This window comes from Arthrobacter sp. FW305-BF8 (assembly GCF_021789315.1).
Classification (GTDB): domain Bacteria; phylum Actinomycetota; class Actinomycetes; order Actinomycetales; family Micrococcaceae; genus Arthrobacter.
Genome location: NZ_CP084561.1, coordinates 2621388 through 2635033, shown reverse-complemented (window position 1 = coordinate 2635033; position 13646 = coordinate 2621388). Strand labels below are relative to the sequence as shown.

The following is a 13646-nucleotide window of genomic DNA, read 5'->3' as shown; positions in this document are numbered from 1 at the left end:
CCGAGCGCACAAACCAGCACCGGGACGGGCGGCGAGGTAACTAACTCCCGCCCGTCCCGCACATTCATTCTTCAAGACATCTCCAGCGACATTCCACAATGAGGTAGGAATCATGGACCACATCACCACCGCCGGCCAGGCAGCCCCTGCCCGCAAAACCCGCTGGTACAGGCAGCTGTACTTCTGGGTACTGACCGCCATTCTCATCGGCATCCTGGTCGGCTGGCTCGCGCCGTCCACGGGCATCGCCATGGAACCCATCGGCACCACGTTCGTGAACTCGATGAAGATGCTCATCGGCCCCATCGTGTTCCTCACGATCGTGGGCGGCATCGCCAGCGTCGCCGACCTGAAGAAGGTCGGCATGACAGGCCTGAAGGCCCTGACCTACTTCCAGATCGGCACGATCTGCGCCATGGTCTTTGGCCTGGTCGCCATCAACGTCTTCCGCCTCGGTGACGGGGTCAACGCCGACGCGTCCACCATCAAGACCTCCGAGTCCGCCGCGAAGCTCATCGACGCCGGCGCGCACCAGGAATGGTGGCAGTTCCTCACCCACATCATTCCCAACAGCATCGTTGGCCCGTTCGTTGAGGGCGACATCCTGCAGATCATCTTCATCGCCGTCGTCTTCGGCATCGCCCTGAACGCCATGGGCAAGGTCGGCGCCCCCGTCCTGGACGGCGTGCAGCGCCTCACCGGTGTCATGTTCAAGATCCTGAGCTTCATCATGAAGGCCGCCCCGCTCGGCGCATTCGGCGCGATGGCGTTCGCTGTCGGCAAGTACGGCGTGTCCTCGCTGACCAGCATGGGCGGACTCATCGCCCTGTTCTACGTCACCTCCATCCTGTTCATCGTGGTGGTTCTCGGCTCGGTCATGGCGTTCCTGAAGCTGAACATCTTCACGATGATCCGGCACCTCAAAGAGGAATACATGCTCATCCTGGGCACCTCCACCGCCGAACCGGCCCTGCCCGGCCTGATGCGCAAGCTCGAGCACGCCGGCGTGAAGAAGGAAACCGTCGGCCTCGTCGTTCCCACCGGCTACAGCTTCAACCTCGACGGCGCCGCCATCTACCTCTCCCTGGCAGCCCTCTACATCGCCCAGGCAACCAACACCGACCTGACCATCGGGCAGCAGCTGGGCCTGCTCGCCGTCATGCTGCTCACCTCCAAGGGCGCAGCAGGCGTCGCCGGCGGCGGCTTCATCGCCCTCACCGCAACCCTGACCACCATCGGCACCATCCCGGCCGCCGGCATCATGCTCATCTTCGGCATCGACAAGTTCATGTCTGAATGCCGGGCCATCGTGAACTTCACCGGCAACGCCGTCGCCACCCTCTTCATTGCCTGGTGGGACCGGACCCTCGACGCCGACCGCGCCCGCCGCGTCTTCGCCGGAGAAACCGTCGAGCCGATGCCCGCTGAGGATCCCGTGCACGTCGACGACGTCACCGACATCGACGACGACCTGACCGAATACGGCCACCACTCACCCAGGCAGCACCCTGACGGCGAAAATTCGACACCCCGGCACGTAGCCGACGCCGAACGCTCACCGTTCGCTGATCGCCGCCCCGCCTACTCGGAAAACGTCTGACATGACCAGCACCCCCGCCCCGCAGACCGTGCGGACCCTCATCGCCCCCGACAAGTTCAAAGGCAGCCTCACCGCGGCCGAAGTCGCGCAGGCGCTGGCCGCCGGGCTCCGCTCGGCAGCTGATGTGCCCGGTACGGCCGGAGCGGTCCGGTGCGAACTGCTTCCCCTGGCCGACGGCGGCGACGGCAGCGTCGACGCCGCCGTCGCCGCAGGCTTCACCCGCCGCAGCTACACGGTGGCCGGCCCCACCGGCCAGCCCGTCCAGGCCAGCATCGCGTTCGACGGCTCCACCGCAGTGGTCGAGGTCGCCAACACCTGTGGACTGGCACTCCTGCCGGAAGGCAAGCTGGCGGCGCTGAACGCCTCCAGCCGAGGTTTCGGCGAAGCCGTCCTGTTTGCCCTCAGCCTTCGTCCTGCGAGGATCGTCCTGGCTCTGGGCGGAAGCGCCAGCACCGACGGCGGCATGGGAATGCTCACCGCCCTGGGCTACCGCTTCCTCGATGCCAACGGGCGGCGGCTGGACGGCAACGGCAGGACCCTGGGCCGGATCCGCTCCATCCACCCCGCGGTTCTGCCGGAACTCGCGGATACAGACCTCATCGTGGCCAGCGATGTGCACAATCCGCTGCTCGGTCCCACCGGTGCCCCCGCCGTCTTCGGACCGCAGAAAGGCGCCGGGTCCACGGAGATCGCGGCCCTCGACGCCGGCCTGGCGCACCTCGTGGCCAAACTGTCAGAGGCAGGCGTTCCCCAGGCCGGGGCCCTGGCAGGGCACGAAGGGGCCGGAAGCGCCGGAGGACTCGGCTACGCCTGCCTGCTGCTCGGGGCAAGGCAGGTGTCAGGTGCCGATTACTTCCTTGACCTGCTGAACTTCAACGCCCGCAAGGACAGCTGCGACGTCGTCATCACCGGCGAAGGCAGCATCGACGAACAGACCCTGGCCGGCAAGCTTCCCGCCGCCGTCGCCCGCCGGTCGGGCGGCCGCCCGATCATCGCGGTGGCCGGACGGTCGCTGCTCCCGCAGGAGCGCTGGTCCGAGATGTCCTTGGACCGGGTCTACACCCTGGCCGACTACACGGACCAGGACTCCTCCAAAGACCCCGAACTGTCCGCCGCACTGCTGCACCGGATCGGACAGGACATAGCAGCGGGACTTCGGCAGCGAAGCACTGGCCATCCGGCCTCCTGACGGATGGCCGCAAGCAGAAAGAAAGGCCCCGCCGCTGCGGGGCCTTTCTTTGCTGTGCCTATGCATTCTCGCGGATGCGGTCACGCCCACGGTCAGCGGTTTCCTCCAGCCGGGCGAGGTAGGCCCACATCCTGCTTTCCTCTGCCTGCACCTGGGGTTCGGGGGTCTCGGCCGGCCTTGCTTCCGGGCGTCCCTCGGCCTCCTTGGCCGCTTCCTTCCTGTAGTTCCGCCATCCTTCACACGATGAATAGCACATCACCGACCTCCTAACAGTTGGTGTACTTTTATCGTCCTCCCATTGCCGGGCAGTGTCGATTGCCGTTCAGTGTCGATCACCGGCCAGTGCCGGTTGGCAGGCAGTGTGGATGGCTTGAGGTCGCCCCGTCCCACCCTGCTCAGGTCAGCCTCTGCCGGACGATATCGCTCACCGCCTTGCCGTCGAAACGGCCTGCCACCCGGGCCGTCACCGGCTTCATCACGGCGCCCATGTGCCGCACGGACAGCTCCGTGCCGTCCGCCCGCAAACCTTCGATGACCTCGTCCACGATGCCCTCCACCTCGGGTGCGGTGAGGGCCTTCGGCAGGTAGGCCTCAATAACCTCTGCCTCGGCGACTTCCGCGGCGGCCCGCTCCGTTTCCCCCGCTTCGGTGTATATGCGGGCGGTGTCGCGCCGTTTCGCCGCCTCCTTCTGCAGCAATGCCGTCACCTGCGTGTCGTCGAGCGCCACCGGCGTCTTGCCCGACTTCTCCCGGGTCTCGATCTCGCCCAGGACACTACGCACGGTGCCCAGGGCCACCTTATTGTGCTCCTTCAGGTGTGCTACGACGTCCCCGTGCAGGCGTTCTTTCAGCGTGGCCATGACTTCCTTCTCTCGACAGGGTGTGTACCTCAATCGTGGACCCGCTGGCCTGCAGCGACTAGGACACAGCAATGCCCAGGACCCCGCATCGCGCAGAAACCCGCGCTGCAAGGGACCGGTACCGCCCAGGATCAGGTGTTGCCGCGTGTCCTTCCCCGCTGCCACGGTCTTCGCACATATGTTCTATGTATGGAAGAGGAACATCCCGGGGAGCTTGCCGGGCAGATGTCGATCAATGAGCTCCTGATCGCGATGGGCGAAGCCCCCGTGGAAAGCATGCTGCATTTGGTGGTCCCTGACGACGCCTCATCGCTGATGGAGGATCCGCCAACCCTGCCCGGGCTGTGACCCGGACCCGAAAGGCATTCCCCTGTAGCCTTGATTCCTATGGTTTATGTGCAACTCCCCGGCCCATCCCTGCCCGAACAATGGTGGGACCGGGTGGCTGCCGGATTCACCCAGACCGCTATTCCAGCGGTCTCCGTCACCGAGCTCCTGGCGGTCGTGCTCATCGCGGCGGCGCTGTCCGTTCCCAATGCCACATGGCGATATTTCGGCCTGCTCGCCACGGTGACCCATGAACTGGGGCACGCCTTTGCCGCACTGACCAGCGGCCAGCGGCTGGGCGGCATCCGGCTGCAGCTGAATCACGGCGGGACCACCACGTCCTATACCCGCGGGCGCGCCGCCGCCGTGTGGTCAGGATTCTGGGGCTATCCAGTTCCCGGAGTGACCGGCGCCGCCCTGGTGTGGGCGGGCTTCAGCGGTTGGGGCCCGGCCGCCATGTCTGCCGGACTGCTGATCCTGCTGGCGTCACTGCTCTTCATCCGCAACGCCGCCGGCGTGCTCATCCTCCTTGGGGCGGTGGTGGCGGTGGCGGCCATGATCATCAATGTGCCCGCCGCGTTCACCGGCCACGTGGCTATCATTCTTGGCGTCGCACTTCTCGTTGCTGCCGTCCGGGACCTGCTCAAGCTGACGAATGTCCACCTCCGCCGCCGCGACCAGCTGCGGTCCTCCGACGCCTACATCCTCTACCGCGCCACCGCAGTGCCCTCCGGCGTCTGGATCGTCCTCTTCTCCCTGGTGGTGGCGGCCTGCTGGCTGGTTGCCTGGCAGCCGATGTCGCGGGTCTTTGGAGCGGCAACATAGTCTGGAACCATGAGTGAGAAGACCAGCACAGTCGAAGCACACGGCGGGGGACGCCACGCGGGGGAACCCCAACGCACCGAATTTCACAGCGCCGAGCCCCGCAGCAAAGAACCACACAGCAAAGAACCACACAGCACCAAGGGCGCGTACGTCACCGGCGGCGAGTTCAACCGGGACACCAACTACATCGAGGACCGCATCACCCGGGACGGCACACCCGGCCAAAACGGTGAACCAGGCTGGCCCGTGGAACCGGGGCGCTACCGGCTGATTGCCGCGCGGGCATGCCCGTGGGCCAACCGCACCGTCATCGTCCGCAGGCTCCTGGGGCTCGAGGACGTCATCAGCCTCGGCCAGCCCGGCCCCACCCACGATTCCCGGTCCTGGACCTTTGACCTGGACGCCGGTGGCAAGGACCCCGTGCTGGGCATCGAGCGGCTGCAGCAGGCATACTTCCGGCGCTTCCCGGACTACCCCCGCGGCATCACAGTTCCTGCTGTGGTGGACATCGCCAGCGGCGCGGTGGTGACCAACAACTACCCCCAGATCACGCTGGACTTCTCCACGGAATGGACCGCGTTCCACCGGACGGGCGCGCCGCAGCTGTACCCGGAACACCTGCGCGGGGAAATCGACAGTGTTAACAAGCGGGTTTTCACCGAGGTCAACAACGGTGTTTACAGGTGTGGCTTCGCTGGGTCCCAGGAGGCTTATGATGCCGCCTACACCCGTCTGTGGAACGCGATGGACTGGCTCGAGGAACGGCTCAGCGGCCAGAGATACCTGGTGGGCGAGTCCATTACCGAGGCGGACGTCCGGCTCTTCACCACCCTCGCGCGCTTCGATGCCGTGTACCACGGCCACTTCAAGTGCAACCGGAACAAGCTCAGCGAAATGCCGGCGCTGTGGGGTTACGCCCGGGACCTGTTCCAAACGCCCGGCTTCGGGGACACCATCGACTTCGTGCAGATCAAGCAGCACTACTACATAGTGCACGAGGACATTAACCCCACGCAGATCGTTCCCGCGGGCCCGGAGCTGTCCGGCTGGCTGACCCCCCATGGCAGGGAGTCCCTGGGCGGGAGCCCCTTCGGCGACGGCACACCTCCCGGCCCGGTGAAGGCGGGCGAGGAAGTGGCCGCCGGCCACGGAGCCGGATAGCGCCGCGCGCGGGGCCCGATGAGCACCTCGAAACAGCACCAGGCAGCTGCCCGTGATCCCCTGCCGCGCAGGGTCTGGCGGTCAGTGTCCACCAGGGTTGCCCGCGCCCTCGCCGCGCCGCGCCTTCAACTTGCCGCCAAGGCGGGTCTTGCGGCGGGTATCGCGTTCTGGGTGGCACCCTTCATGCCCGGGGCCGCCGCCCACTACGCGTATTACGCCCCGCTCGGCGCCCTGGTGGTGATGTACGAGAACGTGTCCGGTTCGATGCGTCAGGGTCTCCAGACCCTGGTGGGACTGGGTGCGGGCATCGCCCTGGCATTTCTCCTGCTCAGTTTCGGCGCCACGCCACTCAGCGTGGCAGTGGTCATGGCATTCGGCGTGCTGCTCGCGGGGCTTCCGCGCCTGGGCGCGGGCCGGGACTGGATTCCGACGGCGGCCCTGCTGGTGCTGCTGGTGGGCAGGCAGAACCCGGACGACTTCTCCTACGGCTACCTGCTGCAGATGGGCGTGGGCGTGGTGGTCGGCGTCGCCGTCAACCTGCTGGTCTTTCCACCGCTGCATTTCAACGCCGCCGCCCTGAGCCTCGCGGAGCTCCGGTTGTCGCTCGCACGCCAGCTGCACGATATGGGGACGGCCATGCACGAACAATGGCCTCCGGAACATGAGGACTGGTCGCGCCGGTCCGAGGACCTGGCGCAGTCAGCCCGCTCCGTACGGGCAGCGGTGCAGAAGGCGGACGCCAGCCGGGAGGCCAATCCGCGGCGCCGCTTCCATCCGCGCGACGTGGACAAGGACTACCAGAGCGTCCGCGACCTTGAGCAGATCACCTTCCACATCCAGGACATGACCGAGGTGCTTGCCGACGTCATCTGGAGCGAGGACATGCCCTTCACTATCCCCCTGCCCTACAGCGAACCGCTTGCGGAGGCCCTTACTGCCGTGGGTGAGGTGCTCCGTTCGGCAGAGGAGGACGACGCCGAACGACAGGTGGAGCTGTTCCAGGCAGCCCATGCGGCGGTCGCCTCGCTCGAAGACCGCACCGCCGCCGAAGGCAACGGGGCCGGCACCCCGAGCGCGGCAGGATCAATCCTGCTTAGCCTGCACCGCATCCTTCGGGTCGCCAACCCCAACGGCACGTAGCCCCGGCTGCACCCGCGCGGGCTGAGGCATTCCCGTGCTAGAGCGCCGCCACCGACCCGCTGAAGTGCTTGCGGCCGGACCGCGGACTCCAGGCCACGTAGCCGGACCGCAGCCAGCCGCCGTCCCCGGCCTCCGCCGTCGAAATGTCCAGCGCCACCCGTGCGGGAAGGAAAACCGGGGCCTCGAACGCCACCTCCCAGCGGAACGCGTCGCCTTTGGCCGCGCCCACGTCCGCCAGCGCCCGCGACGCCAGGTACATGCCGTGGGCGATGGACCGGCGCAGGCCCAGTGCCTTGGCGGAAAGCACACTCAGGTGGATCGGGTTGAAGTCCCCGGACACGGCAGCGTAGGCACGGCCGGTGTCCACGCCGAGCTGCCAGAGGGCCGTAGGGTCCGGAGCCGAAAAATCCTTTGGCGCGACTGCCGCCGAGGCCTTGTCGATGCCGGGCAGGAACACGCCCTTGGCCAGGTAGGTGGACACTCCGCTCCAGCAGATGTCGCCGCCACCGGAAGCGCGTACCTCCGCCACGATGTCCAGCTGTGTTCCGGCGCGGTGTGCGCGAAGCCTTTCCGCCCTGGCCACAATGTCCAGCGGTTCCGTGAACCTGACCGGCCTGCGGTACTCAATCACGTTCCGCAGATGGATCATCCCCAGCAGTGGCAGCGGGAAGTCCTCGCGGTTCATGACGCTCATGGCCACGGGGAACGCCAGGGCATGGATGAACCCTGCCGGCAGCACGTCACTGGCAGTCTCACCCAGCAGGTGCTGGTACGCCGTGAGGTTTTCGACGTCGGGACGGACGTCCCGGACTTCGTGGCTCACGGCGGGCAGCACGACGGCGGCATGTGAGCCCAGGATCCGGCGGCGCGCCGCCGTGGCCGCCGCGTTCACATACAGCTTGGAGAGGGACGGCATTTCTCCCAGGATGCGGGGCTGGGCGCCGGTCATGCCCCCACCAGGTTTTGTCCGCACACCCTCAGTACCTGTCCGGAAACGCCTCCTGCGGAATCGCCGGCGAGGAAGGAAATAGCCTCGGCGACGTCCTCCGGCCGCCCGCCCTGCTGCAGGGAATTCAGCCGCCGGGCAATCTCCCGGGTGGCGAAGGGAATCCGGGCGGTCATCTCTGTTTCGATGAAGCCAGGCGCCACGGCATTGATCGAACCTCCGTATTCCGCAAGCAGCGGCGCGGTGGCCCTGACCATGCCCATCACCCCGCCCTTGGATGCCGCATAGTTGGTCTGTCCGCGGTTGCCGGCAATGCCGCTCGTGGAGGCAACCGAAACGATGCGCGGCGCGGAACGGAAGTGCTCGGAGGCCAGGAGCGCGTCGTTGATGCGCAGCTGGGCGGCGATGTTCACATTGATGACCGAACCCCAGCGGGGCTGGTCCATGTTGACCAGCAGCTTGTCCCGGGTGATGCCGGCATTGTGGACCACGACGTCGAGCCGGCCGTGGCGCTGCACGGCATGGTCAATGATTCGTTGCCCGGCATCGTCGCGGGTGATGTCCAGCTGCAGCGCGGTCCCGCGGATGCTGTTAGCGACCTCCGCCAGGTGGTCCCCGGCCGCGGGAACGTCCACCGCCACCACGGTGGCGCCGTCGCGGTGCAGTGTCCGGGCGATGGCGGCCCCGATCCCCCGGGCCGCGCCGGTCACCACGGCGACCTTTCCCGCAAGCGGTGCGTCGGCGTCGTCGGGCACCCTGCCCTCCGCGGAACTGACGCGGACGAACTGGCCGTCCACGAACGCTGACCGGCCGGACAGGAAGAAGCGCAGGGCGCCCAGGGCTGACGGGGCGGTGGGACTGATGTCTTCTTCCAGGAGGATGCCGTTGCCGGTGGCGCCCGCGCGCAGTTCCTTGGCCAGGGAACGCAGCAGCCCGTCCACGCCTTGCCTGGCGGCGGCGATGGCCGGCGTTCCGCCGGGGACGCGCGAGACAGTCACCACGCGTCCGCCGGGGGCAAGATCACGAAGTGACGGCGCTGCCGCCAGGACCGGCTGCTCCAGGTCGGCAGGCGCTTCGACGTCATCAAGGACCAGCACGATTCCGCCAAGCTTTTCCTTGGGAACAGTGTGGCGGCGGACGTCGAGGCCCCAAGAAAGCAGCGCCGCCGCGATCCCGTCTGCGCCTGGTCCGGAGCCGCCCACCAGGACTGGTCCGTCGATCAGCGGCTGGCCCGGCTGGTAGCGCCGAAGCTCAGTCGGCTGCGGCAAGCCGAGCTTCCGGGCCAGGTCCCTTCCGAGGCCGTGGCTGACCAGCTTTGCGTAGGTGTCAGTCATGGATGTCCCCCAGGGTGTTGCCTTCCGTGTACGCCTCAAGCAGCGCGACGACGCCCTGGCCGCCGGCGGCACAGACGGACACGAGCCCCAGTGCGGGGCGCCCGCCGGAAGTGCCCTTTTCATGCAGAATTTTAGCCAGCGTGGCCACGATGCGGCCGCCGGTGGCAGCAAACGGGTGCCCGGCGGCCAGCGACGAGCCGTTGACGTTCAGCCTGGAGCGGTCAACCTTGCCGAAGGCACCATCGAGCCCGAGGCGCTCGCGGCCGAACTTGTCGTCCTCCCAGGCGGCGAGGGTGCTCAGCACCGTCCCGGCAAAGGCTTCGTGGATCTCGAAGAAGTCGATGTCATCCAGGGTGAGGCCGTTGCGTGCCAGCAGGCGCGGGACTGCGAACACCGGCGCCATGAGCAGCCCGTCCTTGCCGTGGACGAAATCGACGGCGGCTGCCTCGCCGTCCAGGACGGTGGCGAGCTTGGGCAGGTCGTGCGCGTCCGCCCAGTCCTCCGAAGCGAGCAGCACCGTGGAGGCGCCGTCCGTCAGCGGCGTGGAGTTGCCGGCCGTCATGGTGGCTTCGGAGCCCAGGTTCCGGCCGAATACGGGCTTCAGCGACGCCAGCTTCTCGGGGCTCGTGTCCGGCCTGAGGTTGGAGTCCCGGGTGAGACCGCGGTAGGGCGTGAGGAGATCATCGAAGAACCCGGCATCGTAGGCGGCCGCGAGGTTCCGGTGGCTATTGAGGGCGAGCTCGTCCTGCGCCTCACGGGAGATGTTCCACTGGGCCGTGGTCAGGGCCTGGTGCTCACCCATCGACAGTCCGGTCCTGGGCTCGCCGGTATTCGGCGCGTCCGGGGCGAGGTCCTTGGGGCGGAGCCGGGCCAGGATCTGAAGCCGCTGCGGGAGTGTCTTGGCGCGGCTGAGGTCCAGCAGCACCTCGCGCAGGCCTTCGCTGACGGCAATGGGGGCATCGGAGGCGGAGTCCACGCCGCCCGCGATGGCCGAGTCCAGCTGGCCGAGCCTGATCTTGTTGGCCAGGCCCAATACTGTTTCCAGGCCGGTGGCGCAGGCCTGCTGGAGATCGTAGGCGGGAGTTTCCGGTGACAGCGCCGAGCCGAGGACTGCTTCACGCGTCAGGTTGAAGTCCCGGGAATGCTTGAGGACGGCGCCCGCGGCCACCTCGCCGATGCGCTCCTCCTGCAGGCCGAAGCGGGCGATCAGGCCGTCCAGGGCTGCGGTGAGCATGTCCTGGTTGGATGACTTGGTGTACGCACCGCCCGTCCGGGCGAACGGGATCCTGTTGCCGCCGACCACCACGGCCTTCCGCACGGTTTGAGGCTGTCCATCCACGGGCATGTGCTATCTCCTTTGATCCGGCTGATTATCGATACCCAGCGTACCTGATACGCTGGGTATCGTGAACATGACTTCTCCGCCCGCGGCTCCGGACTCCTCCTCAGAACCTGTGGACGGCCGCGCCTCGCGCTGGCAGGGGCACCGCGAAGAACGCCGGCGGGAACTCATCAAGGCTGCCCGGCGGGCGGTGCACATGCTCGGCAGCGACGCCTCCATGGAGGACATTGCCGCGGCGGCCGGCACGTCGAAGTCCGTGTTCTACCGGTACTTCGGAGACAAGGCCGGGCTGCAGCAGGCGGTGGGCGAAGTGGTGCTGGGACAGATGCAGCAGCGCATCAGGGAGGCGGCGCAAAGCGCGCAGACACCCCGCGAGGGCTTGTTCGCCATGGTCTCGGCCTACCTCCAGATGGCTGAAACCAGCCCCAACGTCTACATCTTTGTGACGCGATACTCCGCTGCGGAGTCCGACGGCGGTCCCACCACCATTACGACGGCCGGTGCCCTGGGCCACTTCTTTGAGGCCATTGCAGACATGATTGCCACGCCCATGCGCACTCATCTCGGCGAAGGCAGGGAGTCCGTGATCGGCTACTGGCCCAACGCCGCTATCGGCTTGGTCCGCAACGCCGGCGAGCAGTGGCTGGCCAGCCCGGACTCCCCCGCCAAGCCGGACCAGGAAACCATGGCGCGGCAGATCACCGACTGGCTGTGTGTCGGCATCGCGCCGGAACTCAGGGACATTCAGTAGCACCGAAACCTGCCAGAAGCAACGAGGGACCAGTACCAACGAAGGGATCGACATGACTGAAGTAGCGGACCGCCCGGCGGGCACCACCCATGCAGCAGCAGCCGGGATGGCAGGCCCATCGCCCGCCGTCGACGTCGCTGCCCTGGGTGAGCTGTTGCTGGGCCGGTGGGCCGACGTCCGCCGGCAGGCGCGTGAGCTGGCGGCCCGCGAGGAGCTGCACAAGGCGGAAGGGCTTACGCACACGGAGCACCGTCAGCGCACCTTCGGCCAGCTGAAGCACCTGGTGGACTGCGGCGCCGTGCACCGCGCCTTCCCTGCTAGCTTCGGCGGATCCGACGACCACGGCGGCAACATCGCCGGATTCGAGGAACTGGTCACCGCTGACCCGTCCCTGCAGATCAAAGCCGGTGTGCAGTGGGGCCTGTTCGGCTCGGCCGTGATGCATTTGGGCACGGCGGAGCACCACCGGAAGTGGCTGCCCGGCATCATGAACCTGGACATCCCGGGCTGCTTCGCCATGACCGAGACCGGACACGGTTCGGACGTCGCCAGCATCGCCACCACGGCAACCTACGATCCGGACGCGCAGGAGTTCGTGATCCACACCCCGTTCCGTGCCGCCTGGAAGGACTACATCGGCAACGCGGCCGTCGACGGGCTCGGTGCCGTGGTGTTCGCCCAGCTCGTGACACGCGGGGTCAACCACGGCGTGCACGCGTTCTACGTGGACCTGCGCGACCCCGTCAGCAAGGCGTTCCTGCCGGGGATCGGCGGCGAGGACGACGGCGTCAAGGGCGGGCTCAACGGCATCGACAACGGCCGGCTGCACTTCAACCATGTCCGTGTGCCCCGCACCAACCTGCTCAACCGCTACGGCGATGTGGATGCCGAAGGCAACTACAGCTCGCCCATCGCGAGCCCCGGACGCCGGTTCTTCACCATGCTCGGCACGCTGGTGCAGGGCCGCGTGAGCCTGGACGGTGCCGCCGTCGCCGCGTCCAAGCTCGCCCTGAAGACCGCCATCACCTACGCAACCGAACGGCGGCAGTTCAACGCCTCATCCCCCGTCGAGGAAGAGGTGCTGCTGGACTACCAGCGGCACCAGCGCCGGCTCTTCACCCGGCTGGCCACCACGTACGCCGCGGGCTTCGCTCATGATCAGCTGCTCGAAAAGCTGGACGACGTCTTTTCCGGCGCCCATGATTCCGACGAGGACCGCCAGGACTTGGAAACCCTCGCTGCGGCGCTGAAGCCGCTAAGCACCTGGCACGCACTGGATACGCTGCAGGAATGCCGGGAAGCCTGCGGCGGAGCCGGGTTCCTGATCGAGAACCGCTTCGCCTCGCTCCGCGCTGACCTGGACGTTTACGTCACGTTCGAAGGCGACAACACCGTCCTGCTGCAGCTCGTGGCCAAGCGGCTGCTGGCCGACTATGCCAAGGAATTCCGCAGCGCCACCTTCGGCGTGCTGGCACGCTATGTGGTGAACCAAGCAGCCGGTACCGCCGTCCACCGCACGGGCCTGCGCCAGGTGGCACAGTTTGTGGCTGACACCGGCTCCGTCCAGAAGGCCGCCATTGCCCTCCGCGACGAGGAAAGCCAACGTGCCCTGCTCACCGACCGCGTCCAGACGATGGTTGCCGAAGCGGCCGCTGCCCTCAGGGGGGCCAACCGGCTTCCGCAGCGCGAGGCGTCAGCGGTGTTCAACCAGCACCAGGACGAGCTCATCGACGCCGCCCGGGCACACGCCGAACTCCTGCAGTGGGAAGCCTTCACCGAGGCGCTGGACAAAGTCACGGATCCCGGAACCAGGACTGTGCTGACCTGGCTACGGGATCTTTTTGGGCTATCCCTCATCGAGGACAACCTCTCCTGGTACCTGATGAACGGCAGGCTCTCGATGCAGCGCGCACGGACGGTAGGCGGTTACATAAACCGGCTCCTGGTCAAGCTGCGCCCGCATGCGCTGGACCTTGTGGATGCCTTCGGCTACGGCCCGGCGCACCTCCGCGCCGCCATCGCCACCGGCGCCGAAAAGGTCCGCCAGGACGAGGCACGGGATTACTACCGCGTCCAGCGTGCCAGCGGAACAGCCCCCGTGCCGGAGAAGTCGCTGCGCTCCCCAACCGCTCCCTAACCTCGCAAGCTCGGCCAGGGGACCCTGCGGTCGT

The 13646-nt window shown here is 67.3% G+C and carries 13 protein-coding genes; 8 read left to right on the top strand and 5 right to left on the bottom strand.

All coding sequences use genetic code 11. The features are described from left to right. Positions 1-112 precede the first annotated feature (112 nt). Together dctA and LFT45_RS11695 are read left to right on the top strand one after the other, a co-directional pair. Positions 113-1600 carry a C4-dicarboxylate transporter DctA gene (gene dctA, locus LFT45_RS11700; protein ID WP_236803367.1) on the top strand — a complete coding sequence of 496 codons (1488 nt, stop codon included), beginning with the start codon at positions 113-115 and terminating at the stop codon, positions 1598-1600. A gap of 1 nt (position 1601) precedes the next feature. Beyond that, positions 1602-2789, top strand: coding sequence for a glycerate kinase (locus tag LFT45_RS11695; protein WP_236803366.1), 1188 nt, complete (start codon positions 1602-1604; stop codon positions 2787-2789). 58 nt (positions 2790-2847) lie between these two features. Here LFT45_RS11695 and LFT45_RS11690 read toward each other — a convergent pair whose 3' ends face one another. Both LFT45_RS11690 and LFT45_RS11685 read right to left on the bottom strand, forming a co-directional pair. Then, complete coding sequence (locus tag LFT45_RS11690) at positions 2848-3045, bottom strand: hypothetical protein (protein ID WP_236803365.1); 198 nt, start codon at positions 3043-3045, stop codon at positions 2848-2850. Positions 3046-3184: 139 nt separating this feature from the next. Further along, positions 3185-3649, bottom strand: a complete 465-nt coding sequence (locus LFT45_RS11685) for a GatB/YqeY domain-containing protein (RefSeq protein ID WP_236803364.1) — start codon at positions 3647-3649, stop codon at positions 3185-3187. A gap of 189 nt (positions 3650-3838) precedes the next feature. Here LFT45_RS11685 and LFT45_RS11680 point away from each other — a divergent pair, with 189 nt between their 5' ends. The 4 genes from LFT45_RS11680 to LFT45_RS11665 are packed head-to-tail and all read left to right on the top strand — an operon-like array spanning position 3839 to position 7102. Next, a complete protein-coding gene (locus tag LFT45_RS11680) occupies positions 3839-3997 on the top strand; it encodes a hypothetical protein (RefSeq protein ID WP_190243154.1) in 159 nt (52 codons plus the stop codon). Positions 3998-4036: 39 nt separating this feature from the next. Continuing rightward, the gene (locus LFT45_RS11675) at positions 4037-4801 is read left to right on the top strand and encodes a M50 family metallopeptidase (protein WP_236803363.1); all 765 of its coding nucleotides are present in this window, start codon (positions 4037-4039) and stop codon (positions 4799-4801) included. A 9-nt stretch (positions 4802-4810) separates the two neighbouring features. Continuing rightward, the gene (locus LFT45_RS11670) at positions 4811-5962 is read left to right on the top strand and encodes a glutathione S-transferase family protein (RefSeq protein WP_236803362.1); all 1152 of its coding nucleotides are present in this window, start codon (positions 4811-4813) and stop codon (positions 5960-5962) included. Between the two features lie 18 nt (positions 5963-5980). Next, the gene (locus LFT45_RS11665) at positions 5981-7102 is read left to right on the top strand and encodes an FUSC family protein (RefSeq protein WP_440158498.1); all 1122 of its coding nucleotides are present in this window, start codon (positions 5981-5983) and stop codon (positions 7100-7102) included. 37 nt (positions 7103-7139) lie between these two features. Here the strand turns inward: LFT45_RS11665 and LFT45_RS11660 are convergent, their stop codons facing one another. The 3 genes from LFT45_RS11660 to LFT45_RS11650 are packed head-to-tail and all read right to left on the bottom strand — an operon-like array spanning position 7140 to position 10727. Beyond that, a complete protein-coding gene (locus LFT45_RS11660; protein WP_236803361.1) occupies positions 7140-8051 on the bottom strand; it encodes a MaoC/PaaZ C-terminal domain-containing protein in 912 nt (303 codons plus the stop codon). Then, positions 8048-9382 carry a 3-oxoacyl-ACP reductase gene (locus LFT45_RS11655; RefSeq protein WP_236803360.1) on the bottom strand — a complete coding sequence of 445 codons (1335 nt, stop codon included), beginning with the start codon at positions 9380-9382 and terminating at the stop codon, positions 8048-8050. Before LFT45_RS11655 ends, LFT45_RS11660 begins: the two co-directional genes overlap by 4 nt. Further along, on the bottom strand, positions 9375-10727 hold the full coding sequence (locus LFT45_RS11650) for an acetyl-CoA C-acetyltransferase (RefSeq protein ID WP_236803359.1): 1353 nt from the start codon (positions 10725-10727) through the stop codon (positions 9375-9377). The genes LFT45_RS11655 and LFT45_RS11650 overlap by 8 nt, the downstream gene beginning before the upstream one ends. A gap of 67 nt (positions 10728-10794) precedes the next feature. On the opposite strand from LFT45_RS11650, the gene LFT45_RS11645 reads away from it, so the two are divergent. Next, positions 10795-11475 carry a TetR/AcrR family transcriptional regulator gene (locus LFT45_RS11645; RefSeq protein WP_236803358.1) on the top strand — a complete coding sequence of 227 codons (681 nt, stop codon included), beginning with the start codon at positions 10795-10797 and terminating at the stop codon, positions 11473-11475. A gap of 52 nt (positions 11476-11527) precedes the next feature. Then, the gene (locus tag LFT45_RS11640) at positions 11528-13612 is read left to right on the top strand and encodes an acyl-CoA dehydrogenase family protein (protein WP_236803357.1); all 2085 of its coding nucleotides are present in this window, start codon (positions 11528-11530) and stop codon (positions 13610-13612) included. The last annotated feature ends 34 nt before the right edge of the window (positions 13613-13646 follow it).